The 16,810-nt window shown below is 65.6% G+C and carries 18 protein-coding genes and 1 tRNA gene; 9 read left to right on the top strand and 10 right to left on the bottom strand.

Annotated features, from left to right (window positions below):
• The first annotated feature begins 98 nt into the window (after window positions 1-98).
• The 6 genes from rpmI to WS78_RS10685 all read left to right on the top strand — a co-directional run bounded on the left by rpmI (window position 99) and on the right by WS78_RS10685 (window position 5,307).
• Window positions 99-296 carry a 50S ribosomal protein L35 gene (gene rpmI, locus WS78_RS10710; RefSeq protein WP_004191477.1) on the top strand — a complete coding sequence of 66 codons (198 nt, stop codon included), beginning with the start codon at window positions 99-101 and terminating at the stop codon, window positions 294-296.
• A 30-nt stretch (window positions 297-326) separates the two neighbouring features.
• Window positions 327-686, top strand: a complete 360-nt coding sequence (rplT, locus tag WS78_RS10705; RefSeq protein ID WP_004192938.1) for a 50S ribosomal protein L20 — start codon at window positions 327-329, stop codon at window positions 684-686.
• A 148-nt stretch (window positions 687-834) separates the two neighbouring features.
• Window positions 835-1,848 (top strand): phenylalanine--tRNA ligase subunit alpha, encoded by a 1,014-nt coding sequence (gene pheS, locus WS78_RS10700; protein WP_059583141.1) that lies wholly within the window; start codon window positions 835-837, stop codon window positions 1,846-1,848.
• A gap of 87 nt (window positions 1,849-1,935) precedes the next feature.
• Window positions 1,936-4,368, top strand: coding sequence for a phenylalanine--tRNA ligase subunit beta (pheT, locus tag WS78_RS10695; RefSeq protein WP_038751233.1), 2,433 nt, complete (start codon window positions 1,936-1,938; stop codon window positions 4,366-4,368).
• Between the two features lie 72 nt (window positions 4,369-4,440).
• Window positions 4,441-4,845 carry an integration host factor subunit alpha gene (locus WS78_RS10690; protein WP_038751231.1) on the top strand — a complete coding sequence of 135 codons (405 nt, stop codon included), beginning with the start codon at window positions 4,441-4,443 and terminating at the stop codon, window positions 4,843-4,845.
• A 57-nt stretch (window positions 4,846-4,902) separates the two neighbouring features.
• Window positions 4,903-5,307 (top strand): MerR family transcriptional regulator, encoded by a 405-nt coding sequence (locus tag WS78_RS10685; protein ID WP_038751229.1) that lies wholly within the window; start codon window positions 4,903-4,905, stop codon window positions 5,305-5,307.
• 152 nt (window positions 5,308-5,459) lie between these two features.
• Here the strand turns inward: WS78_RS10685 and WS78_RS10680 are convergent, their stop codons facing one another.
• The 5 genes from WS78_RS10680 to WS78_RS10665 form a co-directional block, all read right to left on the bottom strand.
• Window positions 5,460-7,613: a hypothetical protein gene (locus WS78_RS10680; RefSeq protein ID WP_059583145.1), complete on the bottom strand. Its 2,154-nt coding sequence runs from the start codon at window positions 7,611-7,613 to the stop codon at window positions 5,460-5,462.
• Window positions 7,614-7,772: 159 nt separating this feature from the next.
• Window positions 7,773-8,420 carry a hypothetical protein gene (locus tag WS78_RS35760; RefSeq protein ID WP_156437580.1) on the bottom strand — a complete coding sequence of 216 codons (648 nt, stop codon included), beginning with the start codon at window positions 8,418-8,420 and terminating at the stop codon, window positions 7,773-7,775.
• A 472-nt stretch (window positions 8,421-8,892) separates the two neighbouring features.
• A tRNA-Pro gene (locus WS78_RS10675) sits at window positions 8,893-8,969 on the bottom strand.
• A 184-nt stretch (window positions 8,970-9,153) separates the two neighbouring features.
• Window positions 9,154-10,359, bottom strand: coding sequence for a DUF3443 domain-containing protein (locus tag WS78_RS10670; RefSeq protein ID WP_059583151.1), 1,206 nt, complete (start codon window positions 10,357-10,359; stop codon window positions 9,154-9,156).
• A 10-nt stretch (window positions 10,360-10,369) separates the two neighbouring features.
• Window positions 10,370-10,867: a DUF2844 domain-containing protein gene (locus WS78_RS10665; protein ID WP_059583154.1), complete on the bottom strand. Its 498-nt coding sequence runs from the start codon at window positions 10,865-10,867 to the stop codon at window positions 10,370-10,372.
• 311 nt (window positions 10,868-11,178) lie between these two features.
• Here WS78_RS10665 and bamC point away from each other — a divergent pair, with 311 nt between their 5' ends.
• Both bamC and WS78_RS10655 read left to right on the top strand, forming a co-directional pair.
• The gene (gene bamC, locus WS78_RS10660; RefSeq protein ID WP_059583159.1) at window positions 11,179-12,390 is read left to right on the top strand and encodes an outer membrane protein assembly factor BamC; all 1,212 of its coding nucleotides are present in this window, start codon (window positions 11,179-11,181) and stop codon (window positions 12,388-12,390) included.
• A gap of 552 nt (window positions 12,391-12,942) precedes the next feature.
• A complete protein-coding gene (locus tag WS78_RS10655) occupies window positions 12,943-13,233 on the top strand; it encodes a putative quinol monooxygenase (protein WP_059583164.1) in 291 nt (96 codons plus the stop codon).
• 48 nt (window positions 13,234-13,281) lie between these two features.
• Here the strand turns inward: WS78_RS10655 and WS78_RS10650 are convergent, their stop codons facing one another.
• The 3 genes from WS78_RS10650 to WS78_RS10640 all read right to left on the bottom strand — a co-directional run bounded on the left by WS78_RS10650 (window position 13,282) and on the right by WS78_RS10640 (window position 14,935).
• A complete protein-coding gene (locus WS78_RS10650; protein WP_038743283.1) occupies window positions 13,282-13,539 on the bottom strand; it encodes a hypothetical protein in 258 nt (85 codons plus the stop codon).
• A gap of 144 nt (window positions 13,540-13,683) precedes the next feature.
• Window positions 13,684-13,956: a hypothetical protein gene (locus tag WS78_RS10645; RefSeq protein WP_038743282.1), complete on the bottom strand. Its 273-nt coding sequence runs from the start codon at window positions 13,954-13,956 to the stop codon at window positions 13,684-13,686.
• Between the two features lie 256 nt (window positions 13,957-14,212).
• On the bottom strand, window positions 14,213-14,935 hold the full coding sequence (locus WS78_RS10640; protein ID WP_038743280.1) for a YdcF family protein: 723 nt from the start codon (window positions 14,933-14,935) through the stop codon (window positions 14,213-14,215).
• A gap of 200 nt (window positions 14,936-15,135) precedes the next feature.
• Between WS78_RS10640 and WS78_RS10635 the strand changes: the two genes are divergently transcribed.
• The gene (locus WS78_RS10635) at window positions 15,136-15,453 is read left to right on the top strand and encodes a hypothetical protein (RefSeq protein WP_038743279.1); all 318 of its coding nucleotides are present in this window, start codon (window positions 15,136-15,138) and stop codon (window positions 15,451-15,453) included.
• Between the two features lie 161 nt (window positions 15,454-15,614).
• Here the strand turns inward: WS78_RS10635 and WS78_RS37530 are convergent, their stop codons facing one another.
• A complete protein-coding gene (locus tag WS78_RS37530; RefSeq protein WP_038743277.1) occupies window positions 15,615-15,866 on the bottom strand; it encodes a hypothetical protein in 252 nt (83 codons plus the stop codon).
• A 202-nt stretch (window positions 15,867-16,068) separates the two neighbouring features.
• Complete coding sequence (locus WS78_RS10625) at window positions 16,069-16,470, bottom strand: transposase (protein WP_038743276.1); 402 nt, start codon at window positions 16,468-16,470, stop codon at window positions 16,069-16,071.
• Window positions 16,471-16,810: the final 340 nt, after the last annotated feature.

The following is a 16,810-nucleotide window of genomic DNA, read 5'->3' as shown; positions in this document are numbered from 1 at the left end:
CACGCGCCGTACACAAGTGGACTGGGTTCCGAAGGGCGGGTTGAGGGCGCAAGCCAACCGCACACCCACCTCCATCAAATAAACTGGAGTTGTTCGTCATGCCTAAGATGAAGACCAAGAAGAGCGCTGCAAAGCGCTTCGTGGTGCGTCCGGGCGGCACCGTCAAGCGCGGTCAAGCCTTCAAGCGTCACATCCTGACCAAGAAAACCACGAAGAACAAGCGTCACCTGCGCGGCGCCACGGCAGTTCATGATTCCGATCTGAACTCCGTCCGCGCGATGCTCCCGTTCGCGTAACCCCTCAACCGATACTCACAGGAGAGAAACATGCCTCGAGTCAAACGTGGGGTAACCGCACGGGCCCGTCACAAGAAGATCATCAACCTGGCCAAGGGTTATCGCGGCCGCCGCAACAACGTCTACCGCATCGCCAAGCAGGCGGTGATGCGCGCTGGCCAGTATGCGTACCGCGACCGTCGCAACAAGAAGCGTGTGTTCCGCGCACTGTGGATCACGCGTATCAATGCGGCCGTGCGTCAGCACGACATGACCTACAGCGTGTTCATCAACGGCCTGAAGAAGGCGTCGATCGAACTCGACCGCAAGGTGCTGGCCGACATGGCGGTGTTCGACAAGGCAGCTTTTGCCGCGATCGTGAAGCAGGTGAAAGCCGCCGTTGCAGCCTAATTGCGAAATTAGCACTGCGTGGTGAGCTGCAGCGATGTTCCGGTAGTCGCGGCCGCTGCAGCGAAAACGGGGCTCTTCCGAGCCCCTTTTTTGTTGGGTCGGGCGTTTCGCTCGACGAGCACAACTGACGTTGGAAGTGATGGGATCAATGGATCTGGACCAGATTGTCGCCGACGCGCAGCAGTCGTTCGAAGGGGCTGCGGATATCACCACGCTCGAGAACGAGAAGGCGCGGTTTCTCGGTAAGTCGGGCGCGCTGACCGAGCTGCTGAAGGGCCTCGGCAAGCTCGATCCCGAGGCGCGCAAGACGGAAGGCGCGCGCATCAATGTCGCGAAGCAGCAGGTCGAAGCCGCGCTGAACGCGCGCCGCCAGGCGCTCGCCGACGCGCTCCTGAACCAGCGTCTCGCCGCCGAGGCGATCGACGTCACGCTGCCGGGGCGCGGCACGGGCGCGGGCAGCCTCCATCCGGTGATGCGCACGTGGGAGCGCGTCGAACAGATTTTCCGCTCGATCGGCTTCGACGTGGCCGACGGCCCCGAGATCGAAACCGATTGGTACAACTTCACCGCATTGAACAGCCCGGAGAACCATCCGGCGCGCTCGATGCAGGACACGTTCTACGTCGACGGCAAGGATGCCGACGGCCGTCCGCTCCTGCTGCGCACGCACACGAGCCCGATGCAGGTCCGCTACGCGCGGATGAACCGGCCGCCCATCAAGGTGATCGCGCCCGGCCGCACGTACCGCGTCGACAGCGACGCGACGCACTCGCCGATGTTCAACCAGGTCGAAGGCCTGTGGATCGACGAGAACGTCAGCTTCGCCGACCTGAAGGGCGTCTACACTGATTTCCTGAAGAAATTTTTCGAGCGCGACGACATCCTCGTGCGCTTCCGTCCGTCGTACTTCCCGTTCACCGAGCCGTCGGCCGAGATCGACATGATGTTCGAGCACGGCAAGAACGCGGGCAAATGGCTCGAGATCTCCGGCTCCGGCCAGGTGCATCCGGCGGTGATTCGCAACATGGGCCTCGACCCCGAGCGCTACATCGGCTTCGCGTTCGGCAGCGGCCTCGAGCGGCTGACGATGCTGCGCTACGGCGTGCAGGACCTGCGTCTGTTCTTCGAGAACGACCTGCGCTTCCTGCGGCAGTTCGCGTAACGGCGCGACCGTCCCGCTCCGCGCCCGGCCGGCCCACCGAGGCGGCGCGCCGGGCCTCGATCTAACCTGTTTCGAACGTGGATATCCATGCAATTCCCTGAATCCTGGCTGAGAACCTTTGTCGATCCGCAACTGACGACGGACGAACTGTCGCACGCGCTGACGATGGCGGGGCTCGAGGTCGAGTCGCTGCGCCCGGCGGCGGCGCCGACCGAGAAGATCGTCGTCGGCCGCGTGCTCGAGGTGGTCAAGCATCCGGATGCGGACAAGCTCAACGTCTGCCAGGTCGACGCCGGCACGGGCGCGACGCTGCAGATCGTCTGCGGCGCGCCGAACGTCGAGCCGGGCATCAAGGTGCCCGTCGCGCTCGTCGGCGCGAAGCTGCCGCCCGCCGAGGAAGGCGGCGTGCCGTTCGCGATCAAGCTGTCGAAGCTGCGCGGCGTCGAGAGCCAGGGGATGCTCTGCTCGGCGCGCGAGCTGAAGCTTTCCGAGGACCACAGCGGTCTCATGATCCTGCCGGAGGACACGCCCGTCGGCCAGGACATCCGGGAAGCGCTGAACCTCGACGACACCGTCTTCGAAATCAAGCTGACGCCGAACAAGGCGGACTGCCTGTCCGTGTTCGGTATCGCGCGCGAGACGGCCGCGATCACGGGCGCGCCGCTCACGGCGCCCGACATCCGGCCGGTTCTCGCCGAGCTGACGGAGACGCTGCCCGTCGAGATTGCCGCGCCCGACCTGTGCGGCCGCTTCTCCGGCCGCGTGATCCGCGGCGTGAACGCGCGCGCGAAGACGCCGCGATGGATGGTCGAGCGCCTCGAGCGCGCCGGCCAGCGCAGCGTGTCCGCGCTCGTCGACATCTCGAACTACGTGATGTTCGAGCTGGGCCGCCCGTCGCACGTGTTCGATCTCGACAAGATCCACGGCGGCATCCGCGTGCGCTGGGGCAAGCGCGGCGAATCGCTCAAGCTGCTGAACGGCAACACGGTCGAGCTTGACGAGACGGTCGGCGTGATCGCCGACGACGCCCAAGTCGAGAGCCTCGCGGGCATCATGGGCGGCGACAGCACGGCCGTCACGCTCGACACGACGAACATCTATCTCGAAGCGGCGTTCTGGTGGCCGGACAGCATTCGCGGCCGCGCGCGCAAGTACAACTTCTCGACCGACGCGGCGCATCGCTTCGAGCGCGGCGTCGATTACTCGACGACCGTCGAGCATGTCGAGCGGATCACGCAGCTGATCCTCGACATCTGCGGCGGCCAGGCGGGCCCCGTCGACGATCAGATCGCGAACCTGCCGCAGCGCGCGCCCGTCACGATGCGCGTGTCGCGCGCGAACCGGATCATCGGCGTCGAGATCGGCGGCGACGAAGTCGCGCAAATCTTCACGCGCCTTGGCCTCGCATTCGAGCGCGACGGCGACGTGTTCAGCGTGACGCCGCCGCCGCACCGCTTCGACATCGAGATCGAAGAGGATCTGATCGAGGAAGTCGCGCGGATTCACGGCTTCGAGAAGATTCCCGCGCGCCCGCCCGTCGCGACGAGCGAGATGCGCGCGACCGACGAGACGCGCCGCTCGATTCACGCGATCCGTCACGCGCTCGCCGCGCGCGACTACGCGGAAACGGTCAACTTCAGCTTCGTCGATGCCGAGTGGGAGCGCGACTTCGCCGGCAACGACGAGCCGGTGCGTCTGCTGAACCCGATCGCGAGCCAGCTCTCCGTGATGCGCACGACGCTGTTCGGCAGCCTCGTCGGCGTGCTGCGCCACAACCTGAACCGCCGCGCCGATCGCGTGCGCGTGTTCGAGACGGGGCGCGTGTTCGTCGCCGATCCTGCGGTGAAGGCGGGCGAGCTCGCGGTCGAAGGCTACGCGCAGCCGAAGCGCGTCGGCGCGCTCGCGTACGGGCCCGTTGCGGACGAGCAGTGGGGCGTGGCGACGCGCCAGGTCGATTATTTCGACGTGAAGGGCGATCTCGAGGCGCTGTTGGCCCCCGTCGCGGCGCGCTTCGTGAAGGCCGAGCATGCGGCGCTGCATCCGGGGCGCAGCGCGCAGATCGAAGTCGACGGCCGCGCGGTCGGCTGGATCGGCGAGCTGCACCCGCGCCTGATGCAGAAGTACGAGCTGCCGCACGCGCCCGTGATGTTCGAGATCGACGCGGACGCGCTTGTCGCGCGCGCGCTGCCCGCGCCGTCCGAGGTGTCGAAGTTCCCGCCGGTGCGTCGCGACATCGCGGTCGTGGTAGACCAGAAGGTCGAAGTGCAGGCGCTTTTCGACGAGATGAAGAAGGCGCTCGCCGAAGACGCGTGCAAGTTCGTCCAGAAGGTTGCGCTCTTTGATGAATTTCGTGCAAAATCAAATACTTCCAGTGGGTTGTCAGCCCACGAGAAAAGCCTTGCGTTCCGCGTCACGCTGCAGGATGCGGCCGGAACCTTGCAGGACGAGACGGTCGATCTGGCGATTCAGACCCTCGTGGATCGCATGGCTCGAGTCTATGGCGCGCGTTTGCGCGGATAGGGCGCGAAAGTGGCGGAAGCCGCCGCTTTCGTCAGTGTTTTTGTCCAAGTTTGACGCGCTAGTTTTGCAGATATGAACGACATGAACTCGAGTGAATTTGAAGCCCTTCTGACGGCGCAGCGCAGCGCCATGTCCCGCGACGTCCCGGCGTCGCCGCCCGCCGGCGATACGCCGACGCTGACGAAGGCCGAGCTGGCCGAGCTGCTGTTCGACAGCGTCGGCCTCAACAAACGCGAGGCGAAGGACATGGTCGAGGCGTTCTTCGAGGTGATCCGCGATGCCCTCGAGAATGGCGAGAGCGTGAAGCTGTCCGGCTTCGGCAATTTCCAGCTGCGCGACAAGCCGCAGCGGCCGGGGCGCAATCCGAAGACGGGCGAGGCGATTCCGATCGCCGCGCGCCGTGTCGTGACGTTCCACGCGAGCCAGAAGCTGAAGGCGCTCGTCGAAAACGGCGCCGAATCGGATCTCGTGCGCTGAGCCGGCGCTTCGCCACCTGCGCGGAGCGCCCGCGCCCTTACCGACGGTTAACTGACGATGACGTCGACGGTTGAGAAAGTCGTGCTGCCTCCGATTCCCGCGAAGCGCTACTTCACGATCGGGGAAGTGAGCGAATTGTGCGGCGTGAAGCCCCACGTGCTGCGGTATTGGGAGCAGGAGTTCACGCAGCTGCGCCCGGTGAAGCGGCGGGGGAACCGCCGCTACTACCAGCACCACGAGGTGCTGCTGATCCGGCGGATTCGCGAGCTGCTGTACGAGCAGGGCTTCACGATCAACGGCGCGCGCAACCGGCTCGACACGGTCGGCAGCGAGCGGAGAGCGCCGCCCGAGCCGGGCGAGTTGGAGCAGCATGCGGCCGAGCCGGCAACGGGCGACACGATCGACGTCGCGCAGTTGCGCCGGGCGCTTCTCGACGTGATCGACAGCCTCAAGCGCGGCTGAGCGCGGCGTCGAGGGAGCGCAGGATGTGCCGAGGCCGCGCGCCTCGAGCGGCAAGTGGCCGGCAATCGTAGACGAGCCCGTGCGAACCTTGGATCGCACGGGCTTTTTTTCGCGCTGTTTCCCCGCGGAGGCCGCGCCGCGCGCGGCGCGAATCACCGCGCGAGCGGGTCCTTCTTGCCGACGTCGACGTACAGCGTGCCGTCGTGCACCATCCGCACCGCACCGCGCGAGACCACGTCGCGGTAGTCGTAGAGATCGAAGCGCACCCGCTGTTTCGTCGTGTCCTCGACGAGAATGCGCATGTTCAGCACGAGGACGTTGAACATCTTCGTATCGCCGCTTTCGAGCCACAGGTAGCTGTTCGGAAGGTTCGCGGGCGGGCGCAGACCGGGCGCGTTCGGCGCCGGGCGGAACGTGAGGCGCAGGCCGTCCGGCTCGACCGTCGCCTGCGACATGTGGCCGACCAGCATGGGCGACGGGAACACCGTGTACTGGTCGAGCACGAGCGCATTGCCGCGCAGCTCGGCGCCGCGACGCTTGAGCGGCGCGAGCGACGACAGCTCGATGCCGAGCGCGCGCAGCAGCTTCGCCTGCGGCACGCCGAGCACCGACACCTGCGTCGGCGTGAACGCGAGATGGCGATCGTCGAGGAGCGACAGCGTGCCCTTCATGTCGGCCGGCAGCCACACGCCGGGCGGCACCTGGTTCCACAGCTTGAGGCCGCCCTGCACGCGCAGCATGTCGCCGTCGGCGCTCAGCTTCAGATCGTTCAGCGAGCGCGGCGAATAGTCGAGCAGATGGCGGTTGAAGAGGTCGGACATCGCGTCCCACGGCGCGAGCACCGAGCCGCTCACGATGCGGATGTCGTACTGATTCGGATCGTCGAGGTCGACGGGCTCGCCCGCGCGTTTCGCGACGAGCTGGACGACGAGATCGTCGACGCGAAAGCCGATGTTGCCGGCGATGTAGAAATCGGCGTTGTGCAGGTGGATCGTGGTCGTGCCGTTCGAGATATGGCGCGGGCCGAAGGCCGTCACGTCGCCGCCCGGCCGCGCGGCCACCTTGCGGAAGTTGGACTGCGGCGCGCCGCCGTGCGGTGCGATCGCGAATGCCTCCCATTGGCGGCGCGCTTCGTTCAGGTTCGACTGCTGCGCGTCGATCAGGCTGTCGTTCATCCGCGCGGACGCGCTGCCGATGCCCGGTGCGGCGGGGCGCGCGACCTGCCGGTACGACGGCATCAGGATCGACAGCGCGCCGCTCGGCTCGAAGTTGAAATAGCCGGCGACGAGCTGCTCGCGGTAGTGATACATGTCGAACACGAACGCGTCGTCCGGCGATGACTCGCGCGGCGGATAGATCACGATGTCCGCGTTCATCGGCATCGTGCGCATGAATTTCACGTCGCCGCCGCGCAGATACATCGCGTGCTTCGGCGCGTTCTCCGGCATCGTGAAGCCCGCCTTCGTGCCGTCGTCGAGCACGAGGTCGAGGCCGGCGGGCGTGAGTTTCAGCGCGACGATGTTGATCTTCAGATGGGGCGGCGGCAGCAGCTTGTCCACGTTCAGCACGAGATCGTTGCCGTTCAGCTTCACGATCGGCGTGTCGATCTTCAGCAGATCCGACACTTGCACTTTCGCGGCCCGCATCACGGGGCCCGCGTCGATGCCCGAGACGTGCACGTCGGTCGGGCGAAAGACGAGCGTCGAGCCGTCGCGAATCTCCAGCTTGCCCCTCAGCGAGAACGGCACCCAGCCGTCTCGCTGCATTTCGCCGCGGATGTCGAGGAAGCCTTCGCCCGCCGTCACGCGCACGTTTCGCAGCGGCGCATTGCGGTAGCCGAAGATGTAGCCGCCGAAGAGCGCGTTGAGCTTCGTATCGTCGAGCGTCACGGTGCCGTGGTGCACGGCGATGTCGAAGCTCGTCGGATCGTCGAAGACGGCGGGTGCGCCGGGACGAGTCGGCACGAGCGTCGCCGACAACTCGTGGACAAGGAAGCCGAGATCGCCGACGATGCGGAAATCGACTTCGCGCAGGAACGCGAGCGTGCCGCTCTGGCCGGAATCGCGCAGCGTGAGCGGGCGTAGCTGGTCGACCTTGATCGACGCGAGCGTCGGCACGGTCCGTGCGATCTGCTGCTCGCGCGCGACGCGATCGGCCTTCGCGCGCTCGATCGCCGTCGACGTGGCGCTGCCGCGATCGGTCTTGGGCGTCGATTCCGCGCATCCCGCGCTCAGAACGGCGAGCGTGACCGCCGTTCCCGCGCACGAGCGCAGGAACCAGCGTGAAGCCGAAATGGCCGTGCACATGGCGCGCCATGCGCCGCGCGTACGGTGAAACGGCGGCGTGCGCTGGGCGCGCTGGACCTGTGTCCGCATCGTTGATGTCTCCCTATCTTTGTCGTGACTGGCGCGCGAGCGCGCGCGTCGGCTGGCGCCGATGTTTGGCGGCAGTGTGGCATAGCCGCGCTAGAGGAGCGGCACCAAACATCGGCCCGGCGTGCTGCGCTGCAAGATGGCGCGTTGCGGCGCGGATGTCGCGATGGCAATGATACGAATCAAACGCTCGTATGACGCGCGGGCCGTGATCCGTGACGCGAAATCATGTGAAGTGCTTCCGCCGAAGAGATGTCGACCGTGGTGTCCGGGCGAGCCCAGGTGGGCGTTGCGTGCGTCGCTGGTGGCGGCGTGGAGCCGCGTCGCGGCCGGAGAAATGCGTCGCGCGCCGGTATTCGGCTCGCGCGTGGCATATTCGGATCGCAATCGACGCGGGAGCGTTCGGATCGATGCCGGCGCGGGCATGCGGATGTGCGATGCGTCGAGAGGGGGTGTCGATGCGATCCCCCATGCGGCGGGCGCCCGTCGGCCGAAGAAGTGCTGCGTCGCCGGGAAGTTGGGAGGCCGATGTCGCTCGCGCGCAAACGGCTTGACGAGCGCGTCTTCGGCAGGCTGTTGGTGCGGGGATGAAGCGGGTGTGAGCGTCGGCGTGAACGCTGGAGCAGCATGTGATGCGGCGAGAGGCTTGTTTTTGCCGACGAGGCTGGTGACGCATGGACGCGTGACCACACTCGCGCTGCGCATTGCAATGTCTGGCGCGCCCTTCGAGCTTGCTTCCATGCGTCGGGGCGGTCGAGTTCGCGGGGGCTATTGCCCGAATTCTGGCGTTGCGAAGCGCGCGATGCGGACGATGGATCGCGGGACGTCCTGCGACGAGTCGTCCGTTTCCGAGTCGTGCGCGTCTCGGAACGGGCGGCGCGTCGCGCGCATCGATCGGCAGCGGTGGGGCTGCTGCCTGGTGCGTCAGAAGCCACCTGTTGCGGCGGGGCCGACTTTATAGCCGCCGTCCGCCGTCGGTTGAATGCTCACGCCGATGCATCCTGCAAGTGCCGCCAACATGACAATGAGAATGGCCAGTTTCATGAATTTGCTGTTCCTGTTTGTTGTGTCTGGCAGTGCATCGTAGCGCTGCATCGGGATCGTGTTCGCGTGTCCTCGACATGGGCGATTGTGCTCAAGATCGCGCGCGGATCGCTAGAACATCGCCGCAAAAGAAAAACCCGCGTCAGCATCGCTGACGCGGGTTTGATCTTGGTCGGGGCGAGAGGATTTGAACCTCCGACCACCTGCACCCCATGCAGGTACGCTACCAGGCTGCGCTACGCCCCGAAAGCGTGAAAGTATAACAGACACTTTTCTCAAATAGAACTGCTCGGATGCAAATTCTGTTCGACGCCGGCACGATGCCTATTCGCGCGCGACGCCGTTGCGGATCAATCGCATCGGCACGCGAATCAATGCGTCGATGCGTTTCGCGCCGCGCGCCGCACGATCGCATCTTCCGCGCGTTCCTTCAGAACGCATAGTACGGCCCGGGTCCCGCGGGCGTTGCTCTCCCTTCGATCGCGGTATAGACGCTGCGTCCATAGAAGAACGGCAGCCCCAGATCGACGACGTTGCCGATCGGGCCCGCGAGATCGTCGAACGCGAAGTTGAACGTGGAGAACAGCACTTGCGAGCTTGCGACCTGGAACGTCGTCGCTTTGGTCGGCGTGCCGTTGCCGCTCGTGAGCGTGATGCCGAACGTCTGCGTGCTGCCGGGGCAAAACCACGATCCGCATTGCGGCAGCGAGGCATCCGCGAAGAAGATCCCGTTCGAGCCGCTGTCGAAGAACGTGCGCATGTTCGTGTTGCCGTTGAGCACGCTCGTCACGTAGGCGCCCGACGAGATCGTCGCGAGCGTCGTCGTCGAGCCGAGTCCGTTGTTCGTCTGCGTGCCGATGCCGAAGACGAGCGAGCCGTTGACCGTCGCCGAGCCTGTTGCCGGGATCGCGGGCAGCACGATCGCCGAGCCGTTGTTGTCGCTCGCGAACGCGCCGACCGGATTCGCGACCTGTTGCGCAATCGGCTGCGACGTGCTCGTGCATGAGCCATCCGTCGCGCATGCGTAATACCAGCCGGACAACGCGCTGTTGGCGCACGCGGGGCCGCAGTCCGTGGTGAAAAGACCGATGCCGAGAATCCCGTTCGCGCGCAGCGTGCCTTGTGTTTGCATCGGCCCGGCGCTTTGCGTGCAATCGGCTGGCGTGTTCGGCGTGCTCGGGTCGGCGATCACCTGGATCGGGATGTTCGCCGCGACTTCGCCTGCGATCTTCACGTCGGCGCGGCGCACGGCGCCCCACGTGAAGCCCGTGCCGAACACCGCGCATGCGCCCGTGATCGGCGCGTTCGCGGCCGCCGCGATTGGCAGCGCGACGCTCGGCGGCAGCGCGGCCGCGAGGATGCGCAAGCCCTCCGAGCCGGTGTCGATCTGCACGTTGTCGAGCGTCTGGCAGTCGTTCGTGTTCGGCACGCACACGGTGACGCTCGTCATCAGCATGTTCGCCGCACCCGTCACGCCCGCCGACACCGTGACGGGCTGCACGTTCGCCGCGCTGGACGGCGCGACGCCGTTGCCGTTGCCGTTCGAGTTCGGCGTCGCCGAGCCGCCGCCGCCGCCGCCGCATGCGGCGAGCATCGCGGCGAGCGCGGCGACGCACCACGCGATCTTGAGGGTCATGGCCGTCTCCTCACCGCAGAGCGTCGATCGACACGCCGGCCGGCACCGCGCCGGGCAGCCACGCGCGGCCGACGTACGCACGCATGCGGCCGCCGGCTTCGACGACGAAGTCGGCTTGCGCGACGCGTCCCGCATGGAGTCCCGCGCGGACGCGCGGATCGGTCGCGACGGCGTGGCCTTGGTAGATCGCGAAGCGCTCGCCGAGCAGCTGCCGCAGGTTCGGCGATGTCGGCCCGTCCCACGTGTACGCGAAAATCTGTCCCGTGCGCGTCGCGTACTCGCGAATCGTCGTGCCGCCCGTGTCGACGTAGCTGCGCATCGTGACGGCGCCGTCGAAGAGCGCGGTCGCCCCTTGCGCGAACATGCGCGCCGACGGGTTCGGGGCGATGCCGCCGAGTTGCGAGTGCGCGGCGACGGGGGCGAGCGCGACGGCGGCGGCGACTGCGACCACGAGAAGGGCATGCGCCGGGCCGCGCCGCGTCGGAGAAGGTGACTGCTTGTTGTTCATGCGACTGCCCTCCGCAGGTGAATACGGCTGGGGTCACTGTCCAATCAATGATAGTGAGTCCCGGCGCGCGCTGAGGCCGAAATTTCGGGTGCCGGATGCTCGTTATCCCTAGGCGGCAATGCGAGTCGCCATGCGCCGCTTCGCCGTCGCGCACGCGGGACGGGCCATGCGCGAGCGAGCGACGCGATGGGCGCATACGAAAGCGCACAAATGAGACCGCGCGCTTTTTGCACGGTCCGCCGCCGGACCGGTAAAATAGAAAGTTGACTCACGGAAAAGTCGCCGTGACCTAGTGGAAGGATTCCCTGAACATGACTGATCTTCGTCTTACCAAGCGGTTCGCAGCACTGCTTGCAACCGGCGTGTTCGTTGCCGGCTGCAGTACGCCGTCGCCTACGAAAATCGACTACAAGAGCGATTCGAAATCGAAGGAGGTGTCGCTCGCGGTGCCGCCCAACATGCTCGACGAGACGCCGGATCAGCGGTCGTTGCCGCCGCAGGGCGGCGCGACGTCGCTTTCCAGCCTGCAGCAGGTGCAGCAGGTCGCGCCGCCCACCGACGCGGTCGCGCCCGTCGTCCCCGGCATGCGCATCCAGCGCGACGGCAGCGAAAGCTGGCTCGTGATCGACGACAAGGCGCCGGCGCAAATCTGGCCCCAGGTGCGCCGCTTCTGGCAGGAGCAGGGCTTCCTGCTCGTCGTCGAGCAGCGCGACAAAGGCGTGATGGAAACCGACTGGAACGAAACGCATCCGCAGATCAACGACGGCCTGATTCGGGGCGTGATCTCGAAAGCGATGGGCAACTCGTACGTCACGGCGGAGCGCAACAAGTACCGCACGCGCCTCGACGCGGCGCCGAACGGCGGCACGTACGTCTTCATCAGCCAGAAGGGGATGCGCGAGGCGCTGACGGGCGCGAACAACGACTCGAGCAAGTGGGAGCCGAAGGCGAACGATCCGGGCCTCGAAACCGAATACCTGAAGCGCCTGATGGCCGTGCTCGCGCAGAACGATGCGCGTGTGAAGGCGGGCGGCGTGCCGATCACCGACGATGCGGCGCCGTCGAAAAGCGCGAAGGCGTCGAGCGGCAAGAGCAAGGATGCCGCGGCGGCGATCGCCGCGCAGAACATCGCGAGCGCATCCGCATCGCGCGGTCCGGGCGATGCGAGCGCGCTGCCCGACGTGCCGCCCGAAGTGACGCTCGCGGAGCCGTACGATCGCTCGTGGCTGCACGTCGGCCTCGCGCTCGATCGCGCGAATTTCACGGTCGACGATCGCGATCGCACGAAGGGCCTATATTACGTGCGCTACGTCGATCCGAAGGATCTGAGCGTCGAGGAGCAGGGCTTCTGGAGCCAGCTGTTCCACGGCAAGAAGGAGAAGAAGGCGAAGCAGTACCTCGTCAACGTGAAGGCGATCACCGAGGGCCAGACGCGCGTGGCGATCGTGGACGAGAAGGGCGGTGTCGACGCATCGGCGCCCGCGCGGCAAATCATGTCGCTGCTCGTCAATCAGCTGCGCTGACGTCGAGGCGCGCGGCGTTCGCCGCCGAACCCGCCAAGCCCGCCTTTCGGCGGGCTTTTTTGTGCCCGCGGCCGGCCGTCGATGCGGACTCGAGCGCTTGTCATGCATTCGTCGCGTTACGTAACGTCACCCCGTAACGAATGGAATGAATGCACATTTCTGTCTGGCGTTTGAGGATTAATCGTTAAAAATCAATCGTTTGATGGGTGGCCTTCAGTTGGCACGGAAGCTGCTCTATCTATCGTCAACCAAGCAATCAGGGAGGGCGCCAAGAAAACAGCCTGGCTCGGCTATGCGTGCCTCCCGCCTAGTGTGGATGTCGACGTTTCAGGCAGTCGCCGTTGCCGGCGAAGCTGCCGTACTGGACGACGACCCGTGCGTTCGCGCGGGTCTCGGTGGCCCCGTCGCCTATCCTCGTAGGGCGACGGTTTTGCCCGCGCTTCTCGTGAAGCGCGGGCTATTTTTTTGGGTGGTCGGGCGTGAATGCGCGAAAGCCCGCTCGTGTCGATTCGCGTATGCTGAGCCCTTTGTCACGCAGCAAAGGAGATCTGCATGTCCGAAGTCGCCGTCGTCGCGTTCATCGTCGCCAAGCCGGGCGCGGAAGCAAAACTGTTGGAGCAGCTCGAGGGAATCGTCGGGCCGACGCGCAACGAAGAGGGCGCGCTGCAATACGATCTGCACCGCGATCTCCATGAGCCGCGCCGTTTCATCTTCATCGAGCGTTGGGCCAGCGAGGCGGCGCTCGCCGCCCATGCGCGTTCCGCTCACATCGGCGCGTACAAGCGCGCGGCGGCGGACTGGATCGAGAGTTCGGAAATTCGCGTCGCGTCGAAGATCGCGTAGCGAAGAGGGCGGGCCGCGCGTCGCGCGGCCCGATGGGCGCATCGGCGATCAGTGCGATGCGTTCGGGACGTCGAGAATCAGGATGATCGTCCAGTCGGCGTCGCCGTCATGGTGGTATTGCCGCTCAGCGACGATGAACGGCTGCTGCTTGCCCTGCGGACCGAGGAAAAGCACGTCGCCTTCCGTCGGCAGGCATTCGATCGGCGGCAGCGCGAGGAACGCGTCGTCGGAGCCGCGCGGCATCAGTTGCTTGATCTTGCGCGTCGCGGCTTCGGTCCATTCGATGTCGAGTTGGATGTTGCTCATTCAGTCCTCCGCACCGGAGTGCGCACGGTTGAAAAGTACGGTGCGCGACTTTAGCATAATGCGCTACGCGCTCATTGGGGCGCGCCAATGAAAAAGCCGAACCCGGCATGCCGGATTCGGCTTTCGCGCAAGCGGGGCGTGCCGTTATTGGCCGGCGTCGCTCGCCGGAGCCGCCTTGGCGGCTTTCTTCGCGCCCTTATGAGCCTTCTTCGCGTGATGCTTGTGCTGCTCGTGCATCGGTTTCGCCTCGGCGGCCGGCTCGGCTGCCTGCTGTTGTTGCAGCGCTTGTGCGCGTTGCTCGATTTCTGCAATCTTTGCCGGATCGGTGATCGTCCTGATTTCCGTGCTCTCTTGCGCATGCGCTGCGCCAGCCAGAGCCGACATCGATACCAGGATAGCCATGGTCATCTTCTTCATTGCTTACCTCCGCTAAGTGGTGATGGACCCGAGTGTTGCCGATTTGTCTGGCGTCTGCAATCGAGTGAGGCGAGTTTATCAAAAGTGACGGATCAGTGCATTCGATTGCGTCATGGCGCCTGGTGGCGTGGATCGGGCGCAACAGTGCGGCAACCCGTCATCGCCGCGCCATTCGCGTGCGCAGAATGGGGGGCTGGCGGCAATGGAGCCGTGACGATCGGGCGCGCCGAATGTGCGCCGAATGTCGCATGTGCCGCTAGAACCAGCCGAGACGGCGATACACGTGGAACTGCGCGACACCGACGATTTCGTGCAGCGCCTGCTCCGCGTTGACGAGGTTGGCCGCGCGCGGCAGCCAGCCGAGCTGCGCGTTCCTGCGATTCGCGTAGACAGGCTGCGGCACGATCCCGAATCGGCCGAAATCGAGCAGCGCGCGTTTCATCTGATATGACGAAGTGACGAGAATCAGATCATCGTAATGTTGGGCGCGTAATATGGGAGCAGTGAAACGCGCGTTCTCGTAGGTCGTGTGGCTGCGCTTCTCGCGGATCAGGTCGCCGTTCGCGACGCCGCGCGCGAGCAGATAGGGCGCATACGTGTCCGCTTCCGTGACGCCGCGCACCTGCGGATCGCCGCCCGACACGACGACCGTGCAGCGCGTCGCTGTTCGTTGGCATGCCGAATAAAGTTCGGCTGTCTTGTCGATGCGGGCGAGCGCGTCGCGCGGCGGCAACGCGATGCCGTCGCGGCGCTTGATGCCCGAGCCGAGCATCACGATTGCCGTTTCGCCCGTCATCGCCGGATGCGCGACCGGTCGCACGCCCGATTCGGCGAGCGCGATGAGCGGTGCGGCGAGCCAGCCCGAAGCGATCGACCATAGGAGCAAGATGCCGATCGCGAGTATCGCGGAGGCCCCGCGGCGTTTGCGGCAGAGCAGAAAAACGACGAAGAGAATTCCAAATGAAATAAACAGAATCAATTTGATTGCGGTAAGGTAGTTCTTTGGGAAACGATTGGCGATCTGTCCCTGCTTTGCGCGAACGAAGCATCGGGGAACGGGTCGGAAGGAGTGGAGGGATTATAAGGACCCCTCTTGAGCTGCGTGGCGGTGCCGGCGGGCGAGGAGTCCGCTTGGCGGAGCCGCTCTGCAATGTCGCCGCACTTTAAGAAAGAATCGAGATGGCCACGTATTCCAACGAAGCAGTGCTCGACGCGCTGAGGCGCGTCCAGTACCGTCAGGTTCCGTGGGCGAGGCGTCCGGGTGTGTTCGAATACCTGCGTGCGCTCGGCTTGATGGATACGGTTCGGCAGAAGACTGTCGCGCCCGCGCCCGGTTTCCACGCGCCCGTCGATATCGCCGTTCTGACGGACAATGGTCGAGCCGAATTCGCACGGCTCGAGCGAGACGAGAGGCAGCCCGACTGGGAGGCGCGCCGGATCGAAGATTACGCGCTCAGCGAAGCGAGCGCCGTGTCGATTCTCGAGAGTCGCTTGTAGCGCCGGCTTCGCGCTGCATTTTCCGCACGAAAAAAAGCCCGTATCGCGAGGATACGGGCGGTACCGGGTACATTGCTGCTGCCACGCTGTGCTCATGGCAACGATCAGACTCGGCGCGCGCCGCGCAGTTCCCGGGGGTGCGGATTTTTCCCGTTGTCGCTTCAGGGGTGGTTCGTATAACTCGGCGGACGTTGCGCGTCGTTGCGCGCGCGCGCGTTGCTGGCGATGTCGCCGCGCAGATCGCCGCGCGGCACGTTTGGCCGTGCGCCGCGCGCGGCCGCGCCCGCTTGCGTGCGGGCGGCTTGTTCTCGCTGTCCGTGCTGCTTCGGAGAAAATTGATCGGCGCGCGAAGGAGCGGCGAGCGCCAGCGAAACGACAATGCCGCATGCCGTGAGAAGTGACATGGGTTTCATCGTTGGGAGCTCCCTTTCAAGCCGTCGAACGGCTCGTTCGTATACCGCTACGTTATGCGGGGGAGCGAAGGCGCGCTGTAAATATTAGTAAATAGATGTATCGCCGGATCGCATCGTCAGGAGTCCGTGCGAATGGGTGGCCATGCGCCGCGGCGGGCGCCAAAAATGATTCTGGGCGGCCGATGCCGCCCAGAAATCGAATTCATGCCATCTTGACGGGAGCGCGCCAGGATTCCGGGTTGGTCCAGAACGCGCCGCGCAGTCGGTCGCGGCTCGGCGGGGCGGGCGGCTTCACCGCGCTTGCGCCGATGCGTCCGCGCAACGAAATCTGGCGGCCGCTGGAGCCGAGGCGCTTCACCACTTCGGCGAGCGTGCCGTCGGCCTGCCATTCGTCGAAGCGTCGACGGCAAGTCGGCGGCGACGGATAGCGGCCGGGGAGCTTCGACCAGCCTTCGCCCGTCGACAGCACCCAAAGAACGGCGTTCACCACCGAGCGGGCTTCCACGCGGGGACGACCACGGCGTTCACTGCGTGCGGGCTCGGAGCAGAACAGTCCCTCGACCAGCGCCCATTCGTTGTCTCTCAAATCGTCGAACAGCATCATGTCCTCACCTCAGCGAAGCTAACTCCGGTGCGCCGCCCTGCGCTGCGCACTCAATGAGCACTCGATTCAACGAGTGCCGGGTGAAGGCGTCGGCTTCATGGAGCGGCGGATGTTGCGCGATCCGCCGCGAGAAGTTCGAAAGCCCGCAGCCCTGTGCGCCTGCTAACGCAGGAAGCGTGCCACGTTGGCGACGACCGCCCCAAAGCCGCCTGGCAGCGAGCTGACAGCCGCGTCAGCTAGGGGCGTATAAGACGCCAAAATGGCCGTCGAGCAAATAAGGACAATCACCAATCTTGTGCAGTCTGGCCCGTGAGACGTGCGTTTCGGCCGTGTGCTGCAC

The organism is Burkholderia savannae (genome assembly GCF_001524445.2).
In the GTDB taxonomy this organism is placed as follows: domain Bacteria; phylum Pseudomonadota; class Gammaproteobacteria; order Burkholderiales; family Burkholderiaceae; genus Burkholderia; species Burkholderia savannae.
Note: the sequence above shows the minus strand (reverse complement) of the source record. Positions and strands in the feature narration are given on the sequence as shown.

What these genes read in the sequence shown, in the direction of transcription:
- rpmI (WP_004191477.1), top strand. Translation starts at nt 99, where the DNA reads ATGCCTAAGATGAAGACCAAGAAGAGCGCTGCAAAGCGCTTCGTGGTG.
- rplT (WP_004192938.1), top strand. Translation starts at nt 327, where the DNA reads ATGCCTCGAGTCAAACGTGGGGTAACCGCACGGGCCCGTCACAAGAAG.
- pheS (WP_059583141.1), top strand. Translation starts at nt 835, where the DNA reads ATGGATCTGGACCAGATTGTCGCCGACGCGCAGCAGTCGTTCGAAGGG.
- pheT (WP_038751233.1), top strand. Translation starts at nt 1,936, where the DNA reads ATGCAATTCCCTGAATCCTGGCTGAGAACCTTTGTCGATCCGCAACTG.
- WS78_RS10690 (WP_038751231.1), top strand. Translation starts at nt 4,441, where the DNA reads ATGAACGACATGAACTCGAGTGAATTTGAAGCCCTTCTGACGGCGCAG.
- WS78_RS10685 (WP_038751229.1), top strand. Translation starts at nt 4,903, where the DNA reads ATGACGTCGACGGTTGAGAAAGTCGTGCTGCCTCCGATTCCCGCGAAG.
- WS78_RS10680 (WP_059583145.1), bottom strand. Translation starts at nt 7,613, where the DNA reads ATGTGCACGGCCATTTCGGCTTCACGCTGGTTCCTGCGCTCGTGCGCG.
- WS78_RS35760 (WP_156437580.1), bottom strand. Translation starts at nt 8,420, where the DNA reads ATGGAAGCAAGCTCGAAGGGCGCGCCAGACATTGCAATGCGCAGCGCG.
- WS78_RS10670 (WP_059583151.1), bottom strand. Translation starts at nt 10,359, where the DNA reads ATGACCCTCAAGATCGCGTGGTGCGTCGCCGCGCTCGCCGCGATGCTC.
- WS78_RS10665 (WP_059583154.1), bottom strand. Translation starts at nt 10,867, where the DNA reads ATGAACAACAAGCAGTCACCTTCTCCGACGCGGCGCGGCCCGGCGCAT.
- bamC (WP_059583159.1), top strand. Translation starts at nt 11,179, where the DNA reads ATGACTGATCTTCGTCTTACCAAGCGGTTCGCAGCACTGCTTGCAACC.
- WS78_RS10655 (WP_059583164.1), top strand. Translation starts at nt 12,943, where the DNA reads ATGTCCGAAGTCGCCGTCGTCGCGTTCATCGTCGCCAAGCCGGGCGCG.
- WS78_RS10650 (WP_038743283.1), bottom strand. Translation starts at nt 13,539, where the DNA reads ATGAGCAACATCCAACTCGACATCGAATGGACCGAAGCCGCGACGCGC.
- WS78_RS10645 (WP_038743282.1), bottom strand. Translation starts at nt 13,956, where the DNA reads ATGAAGAAGATGACCATGGCTATCCTGGTATCGATGTCGGCTCTGGCT.
- WS78_RS10635 (WP_038743279.1), top strand. Translation starts at nt 15,136, where the DNA reads ATGGCCACGTATTCCAACGAAGCAGTGCTCGACGCGCTGAGGCGCGTC.
- WS78_RS37530 (WP_038743277.1), bottom strand. Translation starts at nt 15,866, where the DNA reads ATGAAACCCATGTCACTTCTCACGGCATGCGGCATTGTCGTTTCGCTG.
- WS78_RS10625 (WP_038743276.1), bottom strand. Translation starts at nt 16,470, where the DNA reads ATGATGCTGTTCGACGATTTGAGAGACAACGAATGGGCGCTGGTCGAG.